The organism is Saccharopolyspora aridisoli (genome assembly GCF_004348445.1).
Taxonomy (GTDB): Bacteria; Actinomycetota; Actinomycetes; order Mycobacteriales; family Pseudonocardiaceae; genus Saccharopolyspora; species Saccharopolyspora aridisoli.
Genome location: NZ_SMKV01000013.1, coordinates 130,643 through 151,420, shown reverse-complemented (window position 1 = coordinate 151,420; position 20,778 = coordinate 130,643). Strand labels below are relative to the sequence as shown.

Below are 20,778 nucleotides of genomic sequence, written 5' to 3'. Positions count from 1 at the left end.
AGCAGCGCAGGAATGAGCGAACAGATCGGTTCTGACGATGACCTGAACTGGTTGTTGGACGACCTGGTCAACCGGGTCGTGGGCGCCCGCGACGGGGTGGTGCTCTCCGGTGACGGGCTGCTGCTGGCGAGGTCCGAGGGACTGACCCCGCAAGACGCCGACCACCTGGCGGCCATGGCCTCCGCGCTGCAGAGCCTGGCCAAGGAGACCGGCAGGCACTTCGGCGGTGGTGGAGTCCGGCAGACCGTGGTGGAACTGGACACCGCGTTCCTGTTCGTCACCGCGGCGGGTGCCGGTGCGTGCATGGCGCTGCTCGGCGACGAGAACGCGGACGTGGGCATGATCGCCTACGAGATGAACCTGATGGTGATCCGTGTCGGCGAGTACCTGAGCTCGGCCCCGAGAGTGGATGCCGTGTCGCAGCTGCGCCAGCAGTGAAGGCGCTCCATGTCTGAAGACGGCCAGCTCTGGCTGGACGAGGAGTCCGGGCCGCTGGTGCGACCGTATGCCATGGTGCACGGTCGCACCCGCCCGGCACGACCGGAACTCGACGTCGCCACCCAGCTGCTGACGTCGTGGAGCGGTGCCGATCGCAGCGGGATTTCCGTTGAGCACGAGGAGATCCTGCGCCTGTGCGTGCGCCCGATGTCCATCGCCGAGGTCGCCGCGCACCTGGACACGCCCATCGTGGTCGCCAAGGTCCTGGTGTCGGACCTGATCGACCGCGGTGACCTCGTCACGGACAAGGCGTCCCGTCAAGCCCAGCGACCCAACCGCAAACTCCTGGAAGCGGTCCTGGATGGCGTCCGGCGCCTCTGACCGGCGCCCGTGATCACGCCCGGCCGGCCGGAAACCACCCCGCGCCGCCGGCCGCTGGGGCACGATGGCGTGCGTGCGCGCTCTCCACCCGCAGCGGGAACCCCATGTTTCAGGCCACCTCGACGTCGGCGACGGCAACCTCGTCCACTGGGAGGAGAGCGGCAACCCGGACGGGAAGCCCGCGGTGTTCCTGCACGGCGGCCCCGGCGGGGGCTGCTCGCCGGCCCACCGCGGCCTCTTCGACCCCGACGCTTACCGGATCGTGCTGTTCGACCAGCGCGGGTGTGGTCGCAGCACTCCTGACGCGGGAGTCCTCGGTGCCGACTTGAGCAGCAACACCACCTGGCACCTGGTCGCCGACATCGAGCGCCTCCGCGAACACCTCGGCATCGAGTCCTGGCTGGTCCTGGGCGGTTCGTGGGGGTGCACCCTGGCGCTGACCTACGCCGAAACCCACCCCGAGCGGGTCACCGAACTCGTGCTCCGCGGCGTGTTCACATGCCGCCGGTCCGAGCTGGACTGGCTCTACGCGGGCGGTGCTGCCAACCTGTTCCCCGACCACTGGGCAGACCTGCTCGCGGTGGTGCCCGAACCCGAGCGAGACGACGTGCTGCGCGCCTACCACCGCATGCTGCACGACCCCGACGACGAGGTCCGCGAACGTGCCGCCATCGCTTGGAGCCGCTGGGAGGCGAGTCTGATCGGTCTGCTGCCGCGCCCGGAGCTCGTCGAGAACTTCGGCGACCCCGCGTTCGCCGCGGCCTTCGCCCGCATCGAAACCCACTACTTCGTGCACGGCGCCTGGCTCGCCGAAGGACAGATCCTCGCCAACGCCCACCGCCTGCACGGCATCCCGGGCACCATCGTTCACGGCCGCTACGACGTCATCACCCCACCGTTCACCGCCTTCGAGCTCGCCCAAGCCTGGCCGCAGGCTGACCTGCACATCATCACCGACGCGGGCCACGCCTACGACGAACCGGGAATCCTCGACGCCCTGGTCAACGCCACAGACCACTACGCGAGCTGATCGAGCGCTCCGGGCGAAGTGCGGGCGTTGCAGGGCATTTCCGCACCAGAGGTCCACCAGTTCCAGCACGCCGCGTGCTCGTGGATGCGGTGGGTGATCACGCGGCGGAGGAGGTCCTCCGGAACCGGTTGGTCACAGGGTGGTTCCACCGTGCCCTTGCCGGTGTCGAAGTCGGCCAGGTCGGCTTCGAAGGGCTCTCCGTGCTCGGGTGAACGCGAAGTCCACGTGCTTGGCGGCCGCTGAGCCCGAACAGGATCGCCCCCCAGGGGTGCACCCATGCGGCATTGCCCCACTTGATCGCCTCGGTCGCGTCCGGAACCGCCTCACCGGCGAGCCGCCGCAGCTGCTCCAGCAGCGCGTTCGCGGCCGAGGGGAACGCACCGAGGTGCTCGTCGATCGTGGTCGGTCCGGCCATGAGGGGAGTGTGACACCCTGCTCGCTGCTCAGAACGTCAGCAGCATGGTGTCGGCGTGCTCGCGGCGATCCACGACCGTGAACCCCTCGGCCACGTAGAGCCGCGCGGCCGGGTTCGCGCGCTCGACGCTGAGGCTGATGCGGTCGATGCCCCGCGCTCTCGCGGAGTGGAAGAGCGATCGCAGCAGCTTCCGGCCGACTCCGCCGCCCCGGCTCGCGGCATCGACACCGATCGCCAGCTCTGGGACGTCCGGGCTGACGAAACCGTAGGCGGGCGCGGCCTCGTCGAAGTACCGCAGCCACGCGGCCCCGATCGGGCGGGCGGAGCGCTCCGCCACCACTCCCAGATCGGTAGCACGCGGCCACCCCTCGACGTAGTGCGCGACGGCCGGTTCGGCGAGCGCCTCAGCGCGGCTCCGACCAGGATGGCTGGGCGTGTTCGCCGCCTCGACCAGCATGTCTTCGAGGAACACCACATCATCGGGCCCGGCCGGCCGGATCGAGATCTCGTCCATGCCCGACATCTTTCGACCCTGCGGGCGTTGTGACAACGGAATTCGAGCGCGAACCCGGGCCCGCTGGTCATACTCGGCGCTGCCCAGTCGACTGGCCGCTGTCGCCATCGATGCCCGCGGCACCGAGAAGGTGGGAGGTGGCCGCTTCCTGTCTTCGAGGTGCCTGAGCCCAGGACCCCCAGAAACCGCCTGCACTGGGACCTCCGCGCCGAGGACCGCTCCACGCTGACGAACTGCGGCGCCTGGAATCCCTCGGCGCCCGCCGCGTGGATGTCGGCCAGTCGCCCGACGTCACCTGGGTGGTCCTCGCCGACCCTGAGGGCAACGAGTTCTTCTCACCGATCGCCAGGTACTGGCTGCTGCGCGCCATGTTGAACACCAGCAGCATCGCCGTCCACGGCGCCGGACCGGCGCAGACGAGGGACACAGCGGCGAGCAGCGCCCTTCCCGCGCAGCAGAGCACGCCACCGATCCGGGCGATGACGATTGACGCGGACGGCGCGGAACGGGCCAACAGCGGAGCGAAGTACCAGGCTTGCGGATACGCGTCGATGCTCAGCAGCGCCGCCCAGTGCGCCCACCCCGCGAGCAGGAACGCCAGCGCCACCCGAGCCCAGGACGATCGCCGGTGGCGCCAAGCCCAGATTCCGCCGCAGAGCCGGGCTCGGGCCGTGACGGCGGTGTTCAGGTCGAAACCGCCGAGGGCTCACGGAAGTCCTCGCGCGATACTCGGCGCATGACGTCGGAACCTGCGCACCTCGATGATCACCACGTCCTGATCGCCGCATCCAGGGACCGGGTCTGGCAGGCCGTGCTGGACCACGCGGAGAAGATCCGCCGCCGGGGTCGGCCCATCGCGTGGATCCTCGGCGCGAACCCGCCGAACGGCTTCGTCGTGACAGCCGAAGAGCCCGGCCACCGCCTTGACCTCTCCGGGCGGCACCGGTACGCGACCTATCTGCTCCGCTTCGAACTCACCGCCTCACCGGAGCAGGGCGAATCGACGTTGCTCGTCGCACGCTCGTACGCGGACTTCCAGGGCCTGACCGGGCGTGCCTACCGCGCAGCCCTGCTCACCTCGGGCGGCCACGTCGGCGCGGTCCGACTGATCCTGCACGCGGTGAGAGCATCCGCCACCACGCGCTAGGCCGCGCATCATCGCGCATGGCTGAGATGGACGGAATGCGATCAGCCTGTTCCCAACATCATCCGACGTCAATGATGCTGGTCACGAGTTGTCCTGTCGAGAACAGCGGTCGGATCCAGGACCACGGGAATTCCTGTTCCGGCGACTGCCGCGCCAGCTCGGTGCCTGACCGAGTATCGCGGGTGGACCGCGGGTTGGGGCATGCCTGGCGCACCGTCGCCGGTGTCCCACGCTCTTCGAGCCGGTAGGGGTTCCAGTGCGGCACACTGTCCTAGGTGACATCCGCGCACGCCGTGGGCGCTCGAGCGGCCCGCAGCTCGGCATGTCGTCCGGGCATTCCCGGCAAGCGGTCACCCATCGCGCGTGTCACTGCGGTGACAGCCACGCCGGGGACGTGTACCGCCCAGGAGCGATCTCCGTGCGCGGACGCGGCCGAGCTCCGTCAGCTGCGGTTTCAGATCTGACCCTCGGAGCGTGGTTGGTCACCTCCTCGGACGGGGACTTGAGCAGTGACGCGAGGTTCCGCGGTAGGAGGTGAACGGTGGGTGGCTTCTGCGGTGCACAGGTGCTCGAGTTCTCCGACGGGCCACCTGCCAGAGGCCAACTCCGGACTCGAGCACCTGGCACCCGGTCTGCACCGGATTCATCCGGCCGTTCGCAACACCTCCGCGACCGAGACGCGAGTGCCGGACTCCGCCGAGGCGATGGCGGCGTGCACCATCGCGAGGCTCTGCAGGTTGTCGTGGCACTCGCCCATCGGAACCACACCACCGCGAAGCGCCCGCACGAACATCGCGAGTGACCCGTGCAGGTCATCGCCGGGGTATCCGCGATCACCCGCCTGCTCATCGTCGTGTTCCCGGTGGAGCTGGCCGTCGGTGGGCTCCGTCCGGGGGGCTCCAGCTCCGTCCCAGGTGGCCGTGCCGGACTCCGCGGAGACGCGCCAGTTGCTGTTCCAGGAGGTCTCCTGGCCGGGACTGCACCAGGACCCGGTGTAGACGAAGCGGATGCCGCCGGTCATCTCGAACACCGCTGTGGTCGCCGCGTTCCCGGCGTACCAGCTCCACGGAGGGTTGTACTCCTCGCAGTACACCGCCACCGGATCCGCGTCGAGCAGGAAGCGGGCGGCGTCGAAGTTGTGGATCGCCATGTCCAGCACGAGCGGGTGGTCCATGACCTCCCGGAAACCGCCGAAGTGCGGTGCCCTGAAGAACTCGTGGGTCAGGATGCCGACCCGGCCGAGCGCGGAGATCTCACGTTTGAGCCGCCACAGCCCCGGGTGGAACCGCCGGTTCTGGCTGACCATGAACAGCTCGCCGGCCTGCTCGGCCGCCCGCACCAGCTTGACCGCCTCTGGCAGCGTCGCGGCCAGTGGCTTCTCGCCGAGCACCGGCAGACCGAGCTCCAGCGCTTCGAGAGTGACCGTGAGATGCGCGGCGGGCGCGGTCACGTCGAGCACCGCGTCGGGCGCGCACCGGCGCGCCACCTCCGACAGGGGAGTTCCCGAGATGGCACCGGCCGGCGCGGCTGCGTGCGCGGCGGCCTCGTTCACGTCCACGACCCCGACGACGTCGGCGAGCGGGCTTTCGACGATGGCGCGCAACCAGGTGCGGCCCATCTCCCCGGCGCCGACGACCACCAGCCGCAGCGGCCCCTCGCCAGGGATGGTTCGAAAGGTCACGCGAACCACCCCGCGGGCCGGTTGTGCAGGGCCGGCAGGTCGCGTTCACGGGTCGGCACGGCCCACTGGACTCCGTTGGCGATGACCTTGCGCACGTCGGCGTGGTGGTAGACGGGGAATGCTTGGTCGCCGGGGCTGAAGTAGAAGATCCGGCCGTGGCCGCGTCGAAAGGTGCAGCCGGAGCGGAACACCTCGCCGCCGCTGAACGAACTGATGAAGACCAGCTCGTCGGGTGCCGGGATGTCGAAGAACTCGCCGTACATCTCCTGTTGGTCGATCACGACTGGGTGGGGAACGCCCTGCGCGATCGGGTGCGCCGGGTCCACGGTCCACACCAGCTCGCGGTCCCGCTCGCAGCGCCAGTCCAGGTTGCAGGTCGTGCCCAGCAGGGCCCGGAACACCTTGGACAGGTGTCCGGAGTGCAGCACCACCAGACCCATCCCGGAAAGCACGTGGCGCTGCACGCGTTCGACCACCGCGTCGTCGACTTCCTCGTGCGCCTTGTGGCCCCACCAGGTCAGCACGTCGGTGTCGGCCAACACCTCCTCGGTGAGCCCGTGCTCGGGGTCTGCCAGGGTCGCCGTGCGCACCACCGCCTCCGGGTGGTGGTCGGTGATGGCTGAGGCCACCGCGCCGTGGATCCCGTCCGGGTAGCGCTCGGCGACTTCGGTTTCGGTGGTCTCGTGGACGTTCTCGTTCCACACCGTGACCCGCATTGACTTCCTTCCCGTCATTTGGTTGAACCGCCGTTGATCCCGGAAACGATGTGCCGCTGGGCGAACACCAGCAGCACCGCGGCTGGCAGCGACGCGAGGACCGCGGTGGCCATCACCGCGCTCCAATCCGTGACGTCGACGCCGAGGTAGTCGTAGATGCCCAAGGTGACCGGCGTGACGTCGTCGGTGGTGTTGAGCGTCAGCGCGAAGAGGAAGTCGCTCCAGGCGAACAGGAACGCGAACACCCCGCCTGTGATCAGCGCGTTGCGGCTCATCGGCAGCACCATCGTCAGGAACGTGCGGGCACGGTTGGCGCCGTCGACCATCGAGGCCTCCAGGACTTCACCGGGCAGCCCGGCCATGAACGCGCGCAACAGCACGGTGACGAACGGGATGCCGAGCGCGGCGTCGGCCAGGACCAGGCCGGGCACGGTGTTGACCAGCCGCAGGTCGACGTAGGCGTTGTAGACCGCGTTCGCCACCACGATGTCGGGCACCATCTGCGCTACCAGCGCGGCGAAGAGCACCCAGCGGGTGCCGGGGAGCCGGAACCGGGCCAGGGCGTAGGCGGCCGGCGCGGAGACCGCCAGGCACAGCGATGCCGCGCCGAGTGCCACGACGAGGCTGGTCACGATCGAACCGCCCTGTTCGCGCAGCGCCGTGGTGAAACCGCCGAATCCTACGTGCGTTGGCACCAGGCTCAGCGCCGCGAGGCTCTGGCCGGGTTGGAAGGCGATGTTGAGCATCCAGTACAGCGGGAACAGCAGGACCGCCACGATCAGCACCGCCACCGCGGTGAGGGTCACCTCGCGCATGTCAACGCACCTCCTGACGGGTGGCGCGCAGGTAGATCACCGCGAAGACCAGGCACGCGGCCATCAGCACGTTGCCGACCACTGCGCCGCGGCCGAAGTCGAGGTTCATGAAGGAGTTCTGGAACACCTGGGTGCTCAGCGACTCCGTGGAGTTCGCCGGCCCACCGCCGGTGAGCACGAGGATGATGTCGAGGACCTTCACCGTGGCGATGAAGCCGAGCAGCAGCACGACGGTCACCACCGGCCGCAGCATCGGCCAGGTGATGGCCCGGAAGGTGCGCCACCGGCCGGCGCCGTCGATGGATGCGGCCTCGTAGAGGTCGTCGGGGATGTCCTGCAGTCCGCCGTAGAGGATCACCATGTTGAACGGGATCCCGACCCAGATGTTGACCAGGACGACCGACAGCAGAGCGGTCTGCGGACTGCTCAACCACGGGACGCTGTCGTTGACCAGCCCGGTGGTGTGGAGGAAGGTGTTGAGAATCCCGCTCTCCTGGTCGAGGACCTGCCGCCACACGGTGCCCGCGGCCACCAGCGGCACCAGCCACGGCAGCAGCAGGAGCGAGCGCAACAACCGGGACAACGGGAAGTTCCGCCGGAAGTACAGCGCGAGCAGCAACCCGAAGCCGAACTGGCCGAGCAGCGAGCCGAGGGTGAAAACAGCGGTGTTCACCGCGGAACGGGTGAACACCGGGTCGCCGAAGACGGACTGCCAGTTGGCGAAGCCGACGAACGGAGCCTCGCCGGTGAAGAACGTCGCGGCGGAGTACTGCTGGAAGCTCATCATCACGTTGTTGATCAGTGGATAGCCGAAGAACGCGGCGAGGTAAACCGCAGCCGGGGCGAGGAAGGCCCACTTGGCTGCGACCGAGCGCGCAGACGGTTTCATGGCCTTCCTCCTCACGAGCCCGGGTTCGCCTGCTCTTGAGCCGTTTTCAGCGCCTGCTCTGGCGTGGCGTTGCCCGAGATCGCTGATTGGATGGCCGTCCACATCGCCCTGGCGGTGTCCGGCCAGCGGGTACCGAGGTGCTGGGTGCGAGCGCGCGCGACCGCGACGGTGTCGTAGAAGACCTCGATGTCCTCGGCCTGCGGGCGCAGCTGCGCGGCGGCCTCCGGCCGACTGGGCACCCGATCAGCGGCGCTCGCCACGGCGATCTGCGCGCGGTCGGTGTTCATGCAGGTGACGAGATCGGCGGCCTTGCGCTCCCGCCACGGTTCGGTCTTCGGGATGGTCATGACCTCGCCGCCGAGCGCGGTTGCCGGTGGGTCCCCGAGGCGTGGTACCGGGATGGGCACGACTCCCCAGTTCAGGCCCGGGGTCTTGCGCAGTTCGGCGGCCTGCCAGCTGCCGTTGACCATCATCGCGAGGTTGCCCGCGGTGAACTGGTTCTTCACGTCGCCCTGTTCCCAGCTCAGCACCGATTGCGGCGCTGAACCGGAGCGCACCAGGTCGACCCAGAGCCGCAGCGCTCCGGCGGCCTGCGGTGAGTCGAGCGCGCGTTCGTCGGCGCCGCCCGGCCACAGGAAGGCCAGGAACTGGTAGGCGCCTTCGAACGAGGCGTAGGCGCTGAACCCGATCCCGCGGTGCTGCGGGGTGGTGAGGACGCGCGCGGTGGCGGCGAGCTCCTCCCAGGTCTGCGGCGGTCGCGCGCCGACCCGTTCCAGGATGTCGCGGTTGTAGTAGAGGGCGAGCGCGTTGACGGTGGGCGCGACACCGTAGAGCTCGCCCTGGTAGCGGCCGGTTTCGGCGATGTTCGGCGCGATCCCGTCGGCGCTGGCACCCACCTGGTTCAGCGGCACCAGCGCCTGTGTGGTGGCGAACTCCGGCACATCCGGGTTGTCGAGCATCAGCACATCGGGCAGTGACCGGGAGGAGGCCATCCGCAACGCCTTGGGCACCAACTGGTCGCCGGTGACGCTGTAGTGCCGCACCCGAATACCGATCTCCTCGCCGCACCGGGCCAGCTGCGCGTCCATCGCCGAACGCATCGGTTCCTCGCCGTGGTAGTCCATGAACGTCAGCTGCTCGGGATCTCGACCTGCGGTGCAGCCGGAGGCCACCAGCGCGCACAGCACGGCGGCCGCCAACGTTCGTCTTCGGGTTCGCGCCTGCGTTCGCACACGTCCTCCAATTGCGTCGTTGCAAGAGTCGTTCGTCGAAGCGTTTCGACAGTGCGGATCGAACATTTCGAAGGTTCTTCGGCTGGAACGGCTGCGGATTTTGCGCCGGTCCGCGCTTGCAGTCAAGCCTTTCGACGCCAAGGACATCAGGTAGGCCAACGAGGTTGATTCGCGAGCGCCACAGCCCTAGTCTGCAAAATCTCAACAACTGTCGATGCGCTTCGACTGCCGGGAGGATCAGATGGTGTCCATCTCCGACGTCGCCGAGGACGCCGGGGTCTCGGCCAGCACGGTGTCCTACGTGCTCTCCGGCAAGCGGTCGATCTCGGCGGACACCCAGCGGCGCGTCGAAGCCAGCATCCGCAGGCTCAACTACCACCCGCACGCCGGTGCGCGGGCTCTGGCCAGCAGCCGCACCAACGTGCTGGCCCTGGTCATGCCGCTGCGCACCGACATCCACATGCCGGCGATGATGCGGTTCGTGACCTCGGTGGTTACCACCGCCCGCCGCCACGACTACGACGTCCTGCTGCTGACCAGCGACGAGGGTCCGGCTGGGCTGCGGCGCGTGGCGAACTCGGCGATGGCCGACGCGTTCCTGGTCATGGAAGTGCAGTCGGACGATCCGCGGATCCCCGTGCTGCGCGAGCTCTCCCGGCCGTCGGTGCTCATCGGGGTACCGGATGACCCCGGCGAGCTGCCGTGCGTGGACCTGGACTTCGCCGCGGCCGCCAAGCGGTGCGTGGCCGAGCTGGCCGACGCCGGGCACACCGACATCGGCCTGATCGGGTCGCCGCCCGTGGTCTACGAGCGGGGAACGAGCTTCGCGGGGCGGTTCCTGCGCGGTTTCCAGGAGGCGACGCGCGGGCTCAACGCGGTGATGCGCTCCTGCGCACCCGACTACGAGGCGGTCGGAAGGTGTCTGGACGAACTCTTCGCTGAGAACCCCGAGGTCACCGGCCTGGTCGTGCACAACGAGGCGGCCTTGGGCAGCGTGCTCGCCGAGCTGCGCAACCGCGGACGACACATGCCGGACGAGATCTCGCTGGTCGCTGTCGGCCAGGACACCGCCGCGCACCGCGAGGTCCCGTTGACCACGGTCCCGCTACCGACCGAGGACATGGTGCGCATCGCCGTGGAACTGGCGATGCGCGCGCTGCAGGGCTCGAGCACTCCCGAGACCCGGTTGCTGACGCCGCAGATCAGCCCGGGCAAGAGCGTTGCACCGCGGCGCTGACCCGCACCGTGGAGGAGTAGGCGGCAGAGGACGGAACCGCCCTCGGGGTGGGGTGATCGGCTACTCGTTCACTTCCTGCACAGATCGTCCACTCACCCGAATGCCAGCGTCGCGGAGACCGCCCGGGGACCGAACCCGATCGTCCGGGCCGATTCGCCAGAGCCGCAGCCCCGCTCAACACTGGACCTCATGAGCGATCCCACCGCCTCTACGCCCAGCAGGTGGCACATCGGCCACGGAGAACTCCTGCTTCGCCACCGCTACGAAACGGCCAGCATCCTCAACGACATCCTCGTCGCGATCTGGTTCATCGCAGGAAGCATCATGTTCTTCCACCCCGCGATGTTCAACCTGGGCACCTGGATGTTCCTGCTGGGCAGCATCGAACTGGCGATCCGCCCCACCATCCGCATGATCCGGCACGTACACCTGCGCCGCCTCCATCGCGCCGCCGCACATGAATCGGACCAGGACTTCTAGCGCTTCTCACCCGAAGACGGCGGCATCGGTTCGCTGATCTGATGCCGACTACCTGCTGACTTCGGCCCGCGGGGCGAATGAGAATGACCGTGGTCGTTCCTCCGGTTGGAGTTCTGACCAGAATCTCTGTGGCTTGGGTGCCCGGCTCGGGCGCGCCAGGTCCCGGTGAGCCCGCGGTAAGCCCTTACAACGAGGACTCCCTGTTTGCCCCGACCCGGTCAAGACAGTTATGCGCTCTTTGCAGCCATCTAAGAGCTTCCATTCTTTGCTGGCCTGCTTTGGGCTGTTGGGCTGGCTTGGCCCCACACGGCTCCCACGAATCAGCTTCCACGTCGGAGTGAACGCATCTAGCGCGCTTGGGTGCGGCGCCCCCACGGTAATTGGAGCACTATTGCCGCACGCGTCGCTCGGGGACTCGATCTCACAGCCTGCCCTTTGCGTCACAGGGCTGGACCTGGAGATATGCGTTCTCTCCAACAGACATTGAAGACTCGCTCGGGCGGTTCGTACCGCACCTCATCGTCGCCGTGGAGCTCGATGTGAATCTCGTGGACGGACAAGCGGGGATCACGCCCTTCGTTGGAGGTGGATGTTGTTCTCAGCTCAGGACGGGCCAAAGGCCCACGCAACCGCGCCTATGATCGCCAGCGTGACCAGCTAGCGGGGTGCGAGAGCTCCGGCGACACCAAGCACGCCGACTAGGGCGACGACGAACAGAGCACCGACCACGTAGTGCGTGGGGCGTGCGCGCCTCGGCATCCGGTATAGGGCGATTACCACGGCGACCAGAGTCGTGACCCCGATCGGTATCAGCGCTCGCCACGCACGATCAACGGTGTTCAGCGGAAGGAAGGATTGCGCACCGTAGAACGACAGGATCAGTGCCGGGAGCCCCAACCCGGCCGCAGTGGCTGCGGCGAACAGGTTGAAGTTCTGCTGAGCCTCCGCGTCCTGGGCTACCGAGACAGTGGACAGGCTGTCCAGCAAGGAGTGGAGGCGGGAGGTCTCCTCTTCCAGGAGCGTGCTCATGGATTCGCAGTGCCGTAGGGCGTTGTGGTGCATCCGCACCGAGGTGGGCGCGTCTGGTCCGGGGGCGGGAGCGACCCGGCTGCGCTGGTATGCCTCCTCATCGCAGAGCCAGAGCCAGAGACCGTCGCGGATAACGGCGCGGGCCTGGTCGCGGGCCCGGTTGAACGCAATCGACAACTCGATCGCCTCCGCGAGCAGGGGGCGCATAGACTCGCTGCGGCGGCTGGCGAGTTGGTCGGCGAGGCGACGCTCCAGCTCGTACCTCACCGCGCGGATCCGGGTCAGTTCGTTGTGTGACGACTCGGCGATGGCCTTGGCGAGGATCGCGGCCACCGTCTGCTCGTCGCCACGGACCGGGTGCGCAGGATCGGCTAATGAGGCGGCCAGCGCATCGTCGGCATGAGCCAGGACATCCCGTACCTGCGTCCACCCGTCGCGTTCGGACCACACAGCGCTCAAGACCACGGTGACCTGTGGGGAGGCCTCGGTCGTCACGGCGATGCGAATCCGCCCGACGATGAGCTTCCGTGCGCCACGTGCCCCGATCAGCCGGAGCAACGGCGCTACGCGGAAGGCTGGGGCACCCGCACGCTCGAACGCGTCTTCCTCCTTCGGGTACTGCTCCTCATCAACGATTTCGTACGCCACCCGTGCATAAACACCGAGTTCAGGTGGTTCGGATGCACCGGCGAACAGCGGCAACTCGCTCACAGACGCACTCATGATCAACAGCATAGGGAGCTGGCGCGGCCGGCGTACTCGAAACGGCTTCAAGTTCATCCGCTCGGCCGAGCTGCCGCAGCCTTACTTGGTGGCGATGGAGCTGGGGCAGCTAGCTCGCATCGCCAGCCTCGTTGAGCGGTACGGAGACACCGTGGGGCCTCGCAGATGCAGTCGCCGAGCGGTCCCGGGCCCGGCAGGTGGCGGCCACGCTAGACCACTTGCACCTCTCCGCGGTCCGGATCGCGCACGTCTCGGTCTTCACGCGGTTGCCTTGGTTATTCGCGCGCCTAGCGCCTTCTGGATAGCCCTCCTGCCTGGCTGGTGTGGAGGAAATTCCCGCCTTGAGCAGGTGGTCCGAGCTGGGCGGCTCCCCTTGCTCGGTTGACGTTCCTGGCCACGCGAGGCCGACGCGGCGCTTCAGAGCCGCTGGTCTTCGAGGCACAACTCCGTAGCTTGTGGAGTCGACTCCGTCGGAAGGGTTGTCGATGACGAGTGCGGAGGCAGCGTGCGTTGAAGCCGCAAACCCATTCGACGACGTGCGCCTCAATGAGGCTGGGAGAGAACGCTTTCTTCCACGTTACGTCCTGCGGTGTCGTCGTGTGAATTGCCCGCGATGCTCAGAGCACGTGCCGCGCCGGTGTCCGAACGTATGTGAAGCCCTCACGGCGAACCGTCTCTACCGACCTTCTTCGAATCGTGGTTCCCGTACGTGCGAACCACCACGGAAGCACGACCGCACCAACTACAAGAACCTCGTGCGCTACTACGTGCTGCCGGTCATCGGCAAGCGGCGGATGAAGGGACGCGATCGTGCAATTCCTACGAGCTCTGCCGGCTCAGTACCGGTAGGTGCTTCGAGAACGCGAACAGCGATGAGAAGACCCAGAATAGGCGCCACTTTAGGTACCGAGTGAACCCCAAAAGAGCACTGCGGGCATCCACGAAAAAGCAGATGGCCCTGTCCATGCTGGTCAGGGCCATCTACTAGATGTGGGCGATACTGGGATCGAACCAGTGACCTCTTCGGTGTGAACGAAGCGCTCTCCCCCTGAGCTAATCGCCCTTGTTCTGTTGTTCGTTCGCCGTTCCCGGCGACGAGAAGAACAATACACGATCGTTCCTAGGGGCCGAACAGGGGGGAGGCCAACCACGTCCAGCGCAAGCCGAGCCAGCCGCCGATCGTGCCGAACATGCCCAGCAGCCACAGCGTCACCACGACGACCAGGCCGGTGGCGGCCATGATCGTGAGCTTGGTGGCCAGGTTCTGACGGCCCATCCAGTGGATCCATCGCTGGTAGTGCCGTTTGGCGAACGTGTTGACCCGGTGCGCCCAGTGGAACTCGGTGGCGAGGATGCCGAGGCCGGCGAAGACCACCAGCCATCCCGGTCCCGGGTAGGGGATCATCAGGAGTCCGGCGACGAGGACAACCGTGCCGAACACGCCGAGAACGACCCGGTAGGTGATGTTCAGGGTCCGGCGGCGGCGGACGTACGCGCGGTAACCGCGCAGGCGCTCACGCAGCGCGTGCAGGCGCGGGTGCTTGGTGTGCTCGTGGTCGCCCGGTTCCGTACCGGCTTGTCGGGCTTCCGGCTCGGTGTGATCGTTCAGGGCTGTCCACCTAAGGGCGTTCGTCGGGCTCGCGTGTTTCAGGATACGGTCGGAGTCGGCGGCCGGTGGTGCAGTGGGTCGCGGCGCCGACGACTCGGTGGCCGGCATTGTTCCCGGGTCCGGTGAACAGCGGTTTGCTGTCAAGCGGACAGACGGGTGCTCGCCGAGCGATGCTGTGACTGAATTGTGACTGGAACCACTGTCCGGTTCGTCGTGAGCCGGGTCTTTGGACCCTGTGTCCGCCTTCGATCCTGGTCACACTGTGAGCCGGCCCTCGACCGCGCGTTCGGTGCCGTGCGTGCGCTGTAACCGACGCGGTGAAGACCATTAGCCCGAAACGGTGACATCTCGTGGTGGACATCTCATCCACGGCGCTTTCGGGAAAATGCGAAGGCCCTTCGTCGCCTATTCTTGAGTCACGTCAGGCGAACCCGACGAAGCGAGAACCCGGTGGTCAGCCGGTACGCGGAGGCGGGATTCACCGGGCGTGAGCGACCGATCTGCAGACCGGGCTCGGACACAGTCAACCTAGTTACCGAACGTAACGATGGTTGGTCACTGGGCGAGGCGGGTCCCTTGGGCCGGCCGCTCTGATCGGCAGAGTTCGCGACGGATCGAGTCTCCGGCGTGGGCGACGGGCCCGTCAGATCGAAAGAGGATCGGACGGAACCGGCGACCACCCCGACCCCGGATTTTCGACCACGGAGTGCACTCGCTTGGTCGCCCAGTGAATTCGGGCATGGCCCGACCGGGTGATCTATGCGGGAGTCGCGAGTAAATCTGCCCGATGAGGCGTCACAACTGTGTTGCTCGGTCGATAAGCGGACCGGGAGGGAGCAGGAAGGGGAGGACAATGCGTAATGATCACGTGACACTCCGTTCTACGGCCGTGTTCGATCTGCTGGCGCCGCAAGCGCCCGCAGTGCCGGTCCAGGTCGAACTCCGCTACGACACCCAGGACCCCTACGCCGTGGTGGCTGCGTTCCGCACCGGCCGCGCGGGATGGGTCGAATGGGTCTTCGCCCGCGATCTGCTGGCCGACGGCCTGATCGCGCACGCCGGGGAGGGCGACGTGACGATCCGCCCGGCGGTCGACGACCCGGAGGTGGTCGCCGTCGAGCTGAGCTCGCCGTCCGGTCACGCCGTGTTCGAGGCTTCGGCGCAGGAACTCGCCGACTTCCTGGACCGCACCTATGACGTGGTGGTCCCAGGCAACGAGAACCTGTGGGTCGACGTCGACGACGCGCTCACCCGCCTGCTGCCCTTCGACATGGGCTGATCAGGCCAGAACCGCTCTGCCCGGTTGCGACCAGGCGGAGTGGGGACCCCCTTTGATCCCGATCTTGGGCGTGGTCTAGAGTTCATTGCAACGCGGCGGACAGGCCCGGGAAACCGGGCCGAGATGTCGCAGCAGGCGGATGTAGCGCAGCTGGTAGCGCATCACCTTGCCAAGGTGAGGGTCGCGGGTTCGAGTCCCGTCATCCGCTCTGGTTCTCTGGCGTTCCAGCCGGCTTCGGTGTGGATGCGGAGTCCGGCGGAGTGGCCGAGTGGCTTAGGCAAGGGCCTGCAAAGCCCTGTACGCGGGTTCGATTCCCGCCTCCGCCTCGCGCGATTAGCTCAGTGGGAGAGCGCTACCTTGACACGGTAGAGGTCACTGGTTCAATCCCAGTATCGCGCACCAATTCTTCGTGCAGCTCAGCGGCCTTGCTCCTCCAAGGAGCGGGGCCGTTTTAGCTTGCGAATGGCGATGAAATGGCGATTGGGTCTTCATCGGTTGCCAGGCGGCTCGAAGCTGCGGAATCCTCAGCGGGAGTTGCGCGCGTTCAGCGACCGCAGCGAGGCGACGAATCCCACCCAACTGTTTTCCAACGACTGAAGTTGGTCTTCGGTCACGGCGAAGACCGACGCCACGATCGAATCGGCGTAGTCATCGTGCAGTCCCGACACCCACTTCTCGATCTCCACGTAGTTGTTGAACGTCGCAGCGAACAAGCAATGCTCCAGGACCTGCTTGGGAGTCGACGTCATCTGCGTGGTGTCTTTTCGCGGAGACCTCGCCCTTGCTCGCGGCGTGAGCCGCCCCGGACGGGCCTGTGGCACACCAGCACTGCACACGGGTTCACCGGGAGGTGTGCGGGCTGCACGTCGACCTAGGCGCGTTCGGTGTTCCGTTCCGCCTCGACCGGCGCGTTGGTGTCGTCGTCGCGGAGGTGGTTGTGCTCTTGCACAGTGCGGCCGACGAACATGCCCGCGATCAGTCCAGTGCACACCACGCCCATCAGGACGGCGAACGTGGCGCGTGGCGCGTTGGTCATCAGCGTGGGTGTGGCAACCGCGGCGAGGGCCGCCACGACCCGTGCCGCGCCGACGACGGTGCCTTGCGCGGTGGCGCGCAGCAGCGTGGGGAAGGCCTCTTGGGACCAGATCTTGAGCATCGCCTCGAACGCCAGGGCGCCGCCGATGGCGCTGAAGATCGCCGAGGTGGCCAGGCTCCAGACCGTGATGCCGAAGACCGCGACGATGGCCATCGCCAGCACATAGCATGTGGCCCCGAACAGGTACCAGCGCAGCCGGTTTCGCCCGTCGACGATCCGCATGAACCACACCGCGAGAAGCACGCCGAGGCACTGGGTGATGACGCTGATGGTCGAGGCGACCGCCACGGTCGAGCCCGCGACGTTGACGTAGAGGAATGTTCCGAATTGCCCCTTGGTGTTGGCCACGATGTTGACCAGCGAGTAGAAGGTGATGAGTCCGAGCAACGGGAGCACGTGTGGTCCGGTGACGAGCTCGCGCAGGCTCGGTGCGCTGTGGCGTGAACCGGTTTCGGTGAGCTCCTCCCGCGAGGCGACCCACTTCGAGGATTCGGGGACCCGCAAGCGCAGCAGCAGGACCACGACCGCGACCACCGCGACGTGGGCGTAGAGGACGCGTCCGCCGATGCTGCCGAGGTCACCGACGACGATGCTCAGCAGCTGCGTGGCGATGATGCCGCCGAACCACAGGACCTGTGAGAGCCCGACCAACTTGCCCGCTTGACCGGGCGGTGCCTCTTCGGCGATCAGCGCGAGCGAGACCGGTAGGTCCGCTCCGGAGGCGTAGCCGATCAGCACGACGCCGAGGTAGAGCATGATCGGGCCCGCCGCGGCGGCTAGGAGGCCCGCGCCGATCGCGAGCAGCGCCATCGTCAGCGAGAACACGGTTCGCCGGCCGAACCGGTCGCCGAGCCGGCCCCCGGTCAGCGCGCCGGCGGCGATGGACAGCGTCAGCAGGGACGACAGGACGCCGATCTGCAGCGGGTCGAGCCCGAGGTCTTCCTGGAACAGCACCAGCGCGGTGCCGGTGGACACGATCGCGGCGGCGTCCAGGTAGGACGCCATGCCCGCGACGGTGGACCGGGTCCAGTCGCGAGCGGTGAGAGCCGGGGTGGTCATGGGCGAATCTCCTTTGATGGCCAGACCAGAGCGGCGCTTCGCTGCTCGTGGGAGGGTCCACGGCCGCCGAAGCACGGGAGTTGATGAATCGTTTCATGGCATAGTGATGTGATCCGGACTACGTGTCAACAAATCGAACCACTGCTTTTCGTTAAGTGAAAGTGCATTGGAAGGCAAAGCTCCTCGCGCGGCGGCGAAGCTCGGCGCAGATCGGTGCTTGTCGGTGGGGGTTCGAGCCTCTACGGTTCGAATTGAAAGCTTTCAATATAGGGCCTCCGGACAACCCCTGCCGCACGTCGACGAAGACGCGGAGACAAGGACCTCGATGCCATGATCGACAGCGTCATCCCCCACGCCCCGACCATCGAGAACCACCGGGAACCGATCGGGATCGGCGCCGACGCGCCTCGGTTGTCCTGGACCACCTCCGCTCCGGCCGGCTGGGCCCAGCGCGCCTACGAACTCGAGATCACCCGAGGTGATCGGGTCGCGAAGCACGGACCGTTCAGCGACGACGAGTCCCGCTACCGCCCCTGGCCGGAATCCCCGCTCGCGCCCCGCGAGTCGGCGAGCGTCCGGGTGCGCGTGCACGGCGACGGGGTTTCCGAGTGGAGCGAACCCGCGGTCGTCGAACGCGGCCTGACAGCAGCGGACTGGGTCGCCGTCCCGGTCGGCGGCGACCCGGGGGAGCCGGGCACCGAGCGCCGTCCCTGGCTGGTGCGGCGCGGGTTCTCGCTGCGCGGCCCGATCGCGTCGGCCCGGCTGTACGTGACCGCGCACGGCCTGGCCGAGGCCGAGATCAACGGGCGGCGGGTCGGCGACGACGTCCTGTCGCCCGGCTGGAGCACGTACTCGCAGCGGTTGCGCTACCGAACCCACGACGTGACCGACCTGCTCGTCGAGGGGGACAACGCGATCGGCGCATGGCTGGCCGATGGCTGGTACCGCGGCCGGATCGGGTTCCGCGGCGGCGCTCGCGACCGGTACGGCACCGACCAGTCGCTGATCGCGCAGCTGGAGCTCACCTACTTCGACGGCGGCCGCGAGATCATCGCCACCGGCCCCGGATGGGTCGCGGCTCCCAGCCCGATCCTGTCCTCGTCGATCTACGACGGCGAGACCTTCGACGCCCGGCAGGTCCCGCACGGCTGGTCCGAGGCGGGGTTCGACGACTCGGGATGGAACCCGGTGCACGTGTTCGACCGCGACCCGGCGACGCTCGTCGCCCCCGACGGGCCGCCGGTGCGCCGGACGCGCGTGGTGCGCCCGGCGCGCGGTGAGCGGCGCGCCCCGGACCGGTTGCTGGTGGACTTCGGCCAGAACCTCGTGGGACGGCTCGCGATCGCGGTCCGGGGCGAGGCGGGGCAGGAGGTCGTGATCCGGCACGCCGAGGTCCTGCAGGACGGCGAGATCTGCACCCGTCCGCTGCGGCAGGCGGCGCAGACCGACCGCTACGTCCTGGCCGGGCGCGGGACCGAGGAGTGGGAACCGCGGTTCACCTTCCACGGGTTCCGCTACGCCGAGGTGACCGCTCCGCCTGCCGTCCTCGACGTCCTGGAGCTCGAAGCGCGCGTCCTGCACAGCGATCTGCGCCGAACGGGGTGGTTCGCGTGCTCGGACCCGGACCTCAACACCCTGCACGACAACGTGCTGTGGTCGATGCGCGGCAACTTCGTGGACCTGCCCACCGACTGCCCGCAGCGCGACGAACGGCTCGGCTGGACCGGCGACATCCAGGTCTTCGCGCGCACGGCCGGTTTCCTGCACGACGTGACGGGAATGCTGTCGTCGTGGTTGCGCGACTTGGCGATCGAGCAGAACGACGACGGTGCGGTCCCGGTGTTCGTGCCCACGCTGGACGACGCCGGGTCGTGGGACATGAGCGATCCGATCGCGGCGTGGGGCGATGCCGGTGTGCTCACGCCCTGGGACCTCTACGTGGCCTCCGGTGACCGGCTGCTGCTGGAACGCCAGTGGGACAGCGCGAAGGCCTGGGTGGACCTGCTCGACCGCCGTTGCGGTGACGACCGGCTGTGGACCGGCGACCACCAGCTGGGGGACTGGCTGGATCCGGCGGCGCCACCGGACGACCCGGCCGCGGCCACGACCGACCGGGAACTGGTGGCGAGCGCCTACTTCGCCCACTCCGCGCGCCGGCTCGCCGGCATCGCGGAGGTCTTGGGCCGTGCGGACGACGCCGAGCACTACGGCGCGCTCGCCTCCGAGGTCCGCGCGGCCATCCGGGACCGCTGGACCGACGGCGAGGGCGCGTTGACCGAGCAATCCCAGTGCGGCTACGCGCTGCTGCTGGCCTTCGGCATCCTGGAGGACCCCGCAACGCGCTCCCGCGCGGGGGAGCGGTTGCGCGATCTGGTGGTCAGGGCCGATCACCGGATCTCCACCGGGTTCGTGGGTACTCCGCTGGTCTCGGAGGCGCTGTCGTCGACCGGTGGGCTCGACGTCGCCTACCGCCAGCTCCAGGAGCGCGGCTGCCCGTCGTGGCTGTACCCGGTGACCATGGGCGCGACGACCACCTGGGAGCGCTGGGACTCGATGCTGCCCGACGGCACGGTCAACCCCGGAGAGATGACCTCGTTCAACCACTACGCGCTCGGAGCTGTCGCGCACTGGATGCACAACACCATCGCAGGCCTCGCCCCTGCCGTCCCGGGCTGGCGGCGAATCCGCTTCGCACCACGACCCGGCGGCGGTCTCACCTGGGCACGAGGCGCCTACGACGGCCCGTACGGGCGCGTCGCCATCGACTGGTCGATCGAGGACGACACGCTCGCGGTCCGCACCGCGGTCCCCGCCAACTGCACCGCCGTGCTGCACCTGCCCGACGGCACGACCCGCGAACTCCGCTCCGGAGGAGCGGTCCACACCTGCCCGATGTCGCGCGACCGACCGGCCTGACCGAGGCCGGAGGAAGCCGCGTCCCCGGACTCCGAGTGTCATCGGCATCGAGCACGCCGGACAGAACTGCGCACTTCGATGGCTGGGGACGG

Annotated in this window: 20 protein-coding genes and 4 tRNA genes; 12 read left to right on the top strand and 12 right to left on the bottom strand. The window is 68.0% G+C overall.

Annotated elements, in window-relative coordinates:
- Positions 1–12: 12 nt before the first annotated feature.
- The 3 genes from E1161_RS13135 (at position 13) to pip (ending at position 1,849) form a co-directional block, all read left to right on the top strand.
- Positions 13–438: a roadblock/LC7 domain-containing protein gene (locus E1161_RS13135; protein ID WP_132623067.1), complete on the top strand. Its 426-nt coding sequence runs from the start codon at positions 13–15 to the stop codon at positions 436–438.
- A 9-nt stretch (positions 439–447) separates the two neighbouring features.
- On the top strand, positions 448–819 hold the full coding sequence (locus tag E1161_RS13130; protein WP_132623065.1) for a DUF742 domain-containing protein: 372 nt from the start codon (positions 448–450) through the stop codon (positions 817–819).
- Positions 820–883: 64 nt separating this feature from the next.
- Complete coding sequence (pip, locus tag E1161_RS13125) at positions 884–1,849, top strand: prolyl aminopeptidase (RefSeq protein ID WP_207920226.1); 966 nt, start codon at positions 884–886, stop codon at positions 1,847–1,849.
- Positions 1,850–1,946: 97 nt separating this feature from the next.
- Here pip and E1161_RS13120 read toward each other — a convergent pair whose 3' ends face one another.
- Positions 1,947–2,264: a DUF1801 domain-containing protein gene (locus tag E1161_RS13120; RefSeq protein ID WP_207920225.1), complete on the bottom strand. Its 318-nt coding sequence runs from the start codon at positions 2,262–2,264 to the stop codon at positions 1,947–1,949.
- A 28-nt stretch (positions 2,265–2,292) separates the two neighbouring features.
- Entirely contained in the window at positions 2,293–2,787 is a 495-nt protein-coding gene (locus E1161_RS13115) for a GNAT family N-acetyltransferase (protein ID WP_207920224.1), read from the bottom strand.
- Positions 2,788–3,044: 257 nt separating this feature from the next.
- On the opposite strand from E1161_RS13115, the gene E1161_RS28685 reads away from it, so the two are divergent.
- Both E1161_RS28685 and E1161_RS13105 read left to right on the top strand, forming a co-directional pair.
- The gene (locus E1161_RS28685) at positions 3,045–3,518 is read left to right on the top strand and encodes a hypothetical protein (RefSeq protein WP_408011985.1); all 474 of its coding nucleotides are present in this window, start codon (positions 3,045–3,047) and stop codon (positions 3,516–3,518) included.
- Entirely contained in the window at positions 3,515–3,925 is a 411-nt protein-coding gene (locus E1161_RS13105) for a hypothetical protein (protein WP_132623059.1), read from the top strand. Before E1161_RS28685 ends, E1161_RS13105 begins: the two co-directional genes overlap by 4 nt.
- Before the next feature lie 643 nt (positions 3,926–4,568).
- On the opposite strand, the gene E1161_RS13100 is transcribed toward E1161_RS13105, so the two are convergent.
- The 5 genes from E1161_RS13100 to E1161_RS13080 are packed head-to-tail and all read right to left on the bottom strand — an operon-like array spanning position 4,569 to position 9,225.
- Positions 4,569–5,606, bottom strand: a complete 1,038-nt coding sequence (locus E1161_RS13100; RefSeq protein ID WP_207920223.1) for a Gfo/Idh/MocA family protein — start codon at positions 5,604–5,606, stop codon at positions 4,569–4,571.
- A complete protein-coding gene (locus E1161_RS13095; protein WP_235874997.1) occupies positions 5,603–6,322 on the bottom strand; it encodes a ThuA domain-containing protein in 720 nt (239 codons plus the stop codon). Before E1161_RS13095 ends, E1161_RS13100 begins: the two co-directional genes overlap by 4 nt.
- A gap of 14 nt (positions 6,323–6,336) precedes the next feature.
- Positions 6,337–7,137, bottom strand: a complete 801-nt coding sequence (locus E1161_RS13090) for a carbohydrate ABC transporter permease (protein WP_132623053.1) — start codon at positions 7,135–7,137, stop codon at positions 6,337–6,339.
- Between the two features lies 1 nt (position 7,138).
- Complete coding sequence (locus tag E1161_RS13085) at positions 7,139–8,026, bottom strand: carbohydrate ABC transporter permease (protein ID WP_132623051.1); 888 nt, start codon at positions 8,024–8,026, stop codon at positions 7,139–7,141.
- A gap of 11 nt (positions 8,027–8,037) precedes the next feature.
- Positions 8,038–9,225 carry a sugar ABC transporter substrate-binding protein gene (locus E1161_RS13080; RefSeq protein WP_165939777.1) on the bottom strand — a complete coding sequence of 396 codons (1,188 nt, stop codon included), beginning with the start codon at positions 9,223–9,225 and terminating at the stop codon, positions 8,038–8,040.
- Positions 9,226–9,472: 247 nt separating this feature from the next.
- Here E1161_RS13080 and E1161_RS13075 point away from each other — a divergent pair, with 247 nt between their 5' ends.
- Together E1161_RS13075 and E1161_RS13070 are read left to right on the top strand one after the other, a co-directional pair.
- Positions 9,473–10,495 (top strand): LacI family DNA-binding transcriptional regulator, encoded by a 1,023-nt coding sequence (locus E1161_RS13075; protein ID WP_268951386.1) that lies wholly within the window; start codon positions 9,473–9,475, stop codon positions 10,493–10,495.
- A 189-nt stretch (positions 10,496–10,684) separates the two neighbouring features.
- Positions 10,685–10,975, top strand: a complete 291-nt coding sequence (locus E1161_RS13070) for a YrhK family protein (protein ID WP_132623045.1) — start codon at positions 10,685–10,687, stop codon at positions 10,973–10,975.
- A gap of 657 nt (positions 10,976–11,632) precedes the next feature.
- Here the strand turns inward: E1161_RS13070 and E1161_RS13065 are convergent.
- The 3 genes from E1161_RS13065 to E1161_RS13055 form a co-directional block, all read right to left on the bottom strand.
- Entirely contained in the window at positions 11,633–12,727 is a 1,095-nt protein-coding gene (locus tag E1161_RS13065; protein ID WP_132623043.1) for a hypothetical protein, read from the bottom strand.
- Positions 12,728–13,718: 991 nt separating this feature from the next.
- A tRNA-Val gene (locus E1161_RS13060) sits at positions 13,719–13,790 on the bottom strand.
- A gap of 57 nt (positions 13,791–13,847) precedes the next feature.
- Positions 13,848–14,444 (bottom strand): TIGR02611 family protein, encoded by a 597-nt coding sequence (locus E1161_RS13055; RefSeq protein WP_132623041.1) that lies wholly within the window; start codon positions 14,442–14,444, stop codon positions 13,848–13,850.
- 745 nt (positions 14,445–15,189) lie between these two features.
- Between E1161_RS13055 and E1161_RS13050 the strand changes: the two genes are divergently transcribed.
- The 4 genes from E1161_RS13050 (at position 15,190) to E1161_RS13035 (ending at position 16,017) form a co-directional block, all read left to right on the top strand.
- On the top strand, positions 15,190–15,615 hold the full coding sequence (locus E1161_RS13050; RefSeq protein WP_132623039.1) for an SsgA family sporulation/cell division regulator: 426 nt from the start codon (positions 15,190–15,192) through the stop codon (positions 15,613–15,615).
- A gap of 135 nt (positions 15,616–15,750) precedes the next feature.
- A tRNA-Gly gene (locus tag E1161_RS13045) sits at positions 15,751–15,823 on the top strand.
- Between the two features lie 46 nt (positions 15,824–15,869).
- Positions 15,870–15,941: transfer RNA gene (locus tag E1161_RS13040), tRNA-Cys, on the top strand.
- A gap of 1 nt (position 15,942) precedes the next feature.
- Positions 15,943–16,017: transfer RNA gene (locus E1161_RS13035), tRNA-Val, on the top strand.
- Between the two features lie 122 nt (positions 16,018–16,139).
- Here the strand turns inward: E1161_RS13035 and E1161_RS13030 are convergent.
- A complete protein-coding gene (locus tag E1161_RS13030) occupies positions 16,140–16,364 on the bottom strand; it encodes a hypothetical protein (protein ID WP_132623037.1) in 225 nt (74 codons plus the stop codon).
- A 122-nt stretch (positions 16,365–16,486) separates the two neighbouring features.
- A complete protein-coding gene (locus tag E1161_RS13025) occupies positions 16,487–17,770 on the bottom strand; it encodes an MFS transporter (protein ID WP_132623035.1) in 1,284 nt (427 codons plus the stop codon).
- 330 nt (positions 17,771–18,100) lie between these two features.
- Here E1161_RS13025 and E1161_RS13020 point away from each other — a divergent pair, with 330 nt between their 5' ends.
- On the top strand, positions 18,101–20,686 hold the full coding sequence (locus E1161_RS13020; protein ID WP_132623033.1) for a glycoside hydrolase family 78 protein: 2,586 nt from the start codon (positions 18,101–18,103) through the stop codon (positions 20,684–20,686).
- Positions 20,687–20,778 lie beyond the last annotated feature (92 nt).

Coding starts and splice junctions, on each gene's coding strand:
- E1161_RS13135 (WP_132623067.1), top strand. CDS start 13: ATGAGCGAACAGATCGGTTCTGACGATGACCTGAACTGGTTGTTGGAC.
- E1161_RS13130 (WP_132623065.1), top strand. CDS start 448: ATGTCTGAAGACGGCCAGCTCTGGCTGGACGAGGAGTCCGGGCCGCTG.
- pip (WP_207920226.1), top strand. CDS start 884: ATGGCGTGCGTGCGCGCTCTCCACCCGCAGCGGGAACCCCATGTTTCA.
- E1161_RS13120 (WP_207920225.1), bottom strand. CDS start 2,264: ATGGCCGGACCGACCACGATCGACGAGCACCTCGGTGCGTTCCCCTCG.
- E1161_RS13115 (WP_207920224.1), bottom strand. CDS start 2,787: ATGTCGGGCATGGACGAGATCTCGATCCGGCCGGCCGGGCCCGATGAT.
- E1161_RS13105 (WP_132623059.1), top strand. CDS start 3,515: ATGACGTCGGAACCTGCGCACCTCGATGATCACCACGTCCTGATCGCC.
- E1161_RS13095 (WP_235874997.1), bottom strand. CDS start 6,322: ATGCGGGTCACGGTGTGGAACGAGAACGTCCACGAGACCACCGAAACC.
- E1161_RS13090 (WP_132623053.1), bottom strand. CDS start 7,137: ATGCGCGAGGTGACCCTCACCGCGGTGGCGGTGCTGATCGTGGCGGTC.
- E1161_RS13085 (WP_132623051.1), bottom strand. CDS start 8,026: ATGAAACCGTCTGCGCGCTCGGTCGCAGCCAAGTGGGCCTTCCTCGCC.
- E1161_RS13075 (WP_268951386.1), top strand. CDS start 9,473: ATGCGCTTCGACTGCCGGGAGGATCAGATGGTGTCCATCTCCGACGTC.
- E1161_RS13070 (WP_132623045.1), top strand. CDS start 10,685: ATGAGCGATCCCACCGCCTCTACGCCCAGCAGGTGGCACATCGGCCAC.
- E1161_RS13065 (WP_132623043.1), bottom strand. CDS start 12,727: ATGAGTGCGTCTGTGAGCGAGTTGCCGCTGTTCGCCGGTGCATCCGAA.
- E1161_RS13055 (WP_132623041.1), bottom strand. CDS start 14,444: ATGCCGGCCACCGAGTCGTCGGCGCCGCGACCCACTGCACCACCGGCC.
- E1161_RS13050 (WP_132623039.1), top strand. CDS start 15,190: ATGCGTAATGATCACGTGACACTCCGTTCTACGGCCGTGTTCGATCTG.
- E1161_RS13030 (WP_132623037.1), bottom strand. CDS start 16,364: ATGACGTCGACTCCCAAGCAGGTCCTGGAGCATTGCTTGTTCGCTGCG.
- E1161_RS13025 (WP_132623035.1), bottom strand. CDS start 17,770: ATGACCACCCCGGCTCTCACCGCTCGCGACTGGACCCGGTCCACCGTC.
- E1161_RS13020 (WP_132623033.1), top strand. CDS start 18,101: ATGATCGACAGCGTCATCCCCCACGCCCCGACCATCGAGAACCACCGG.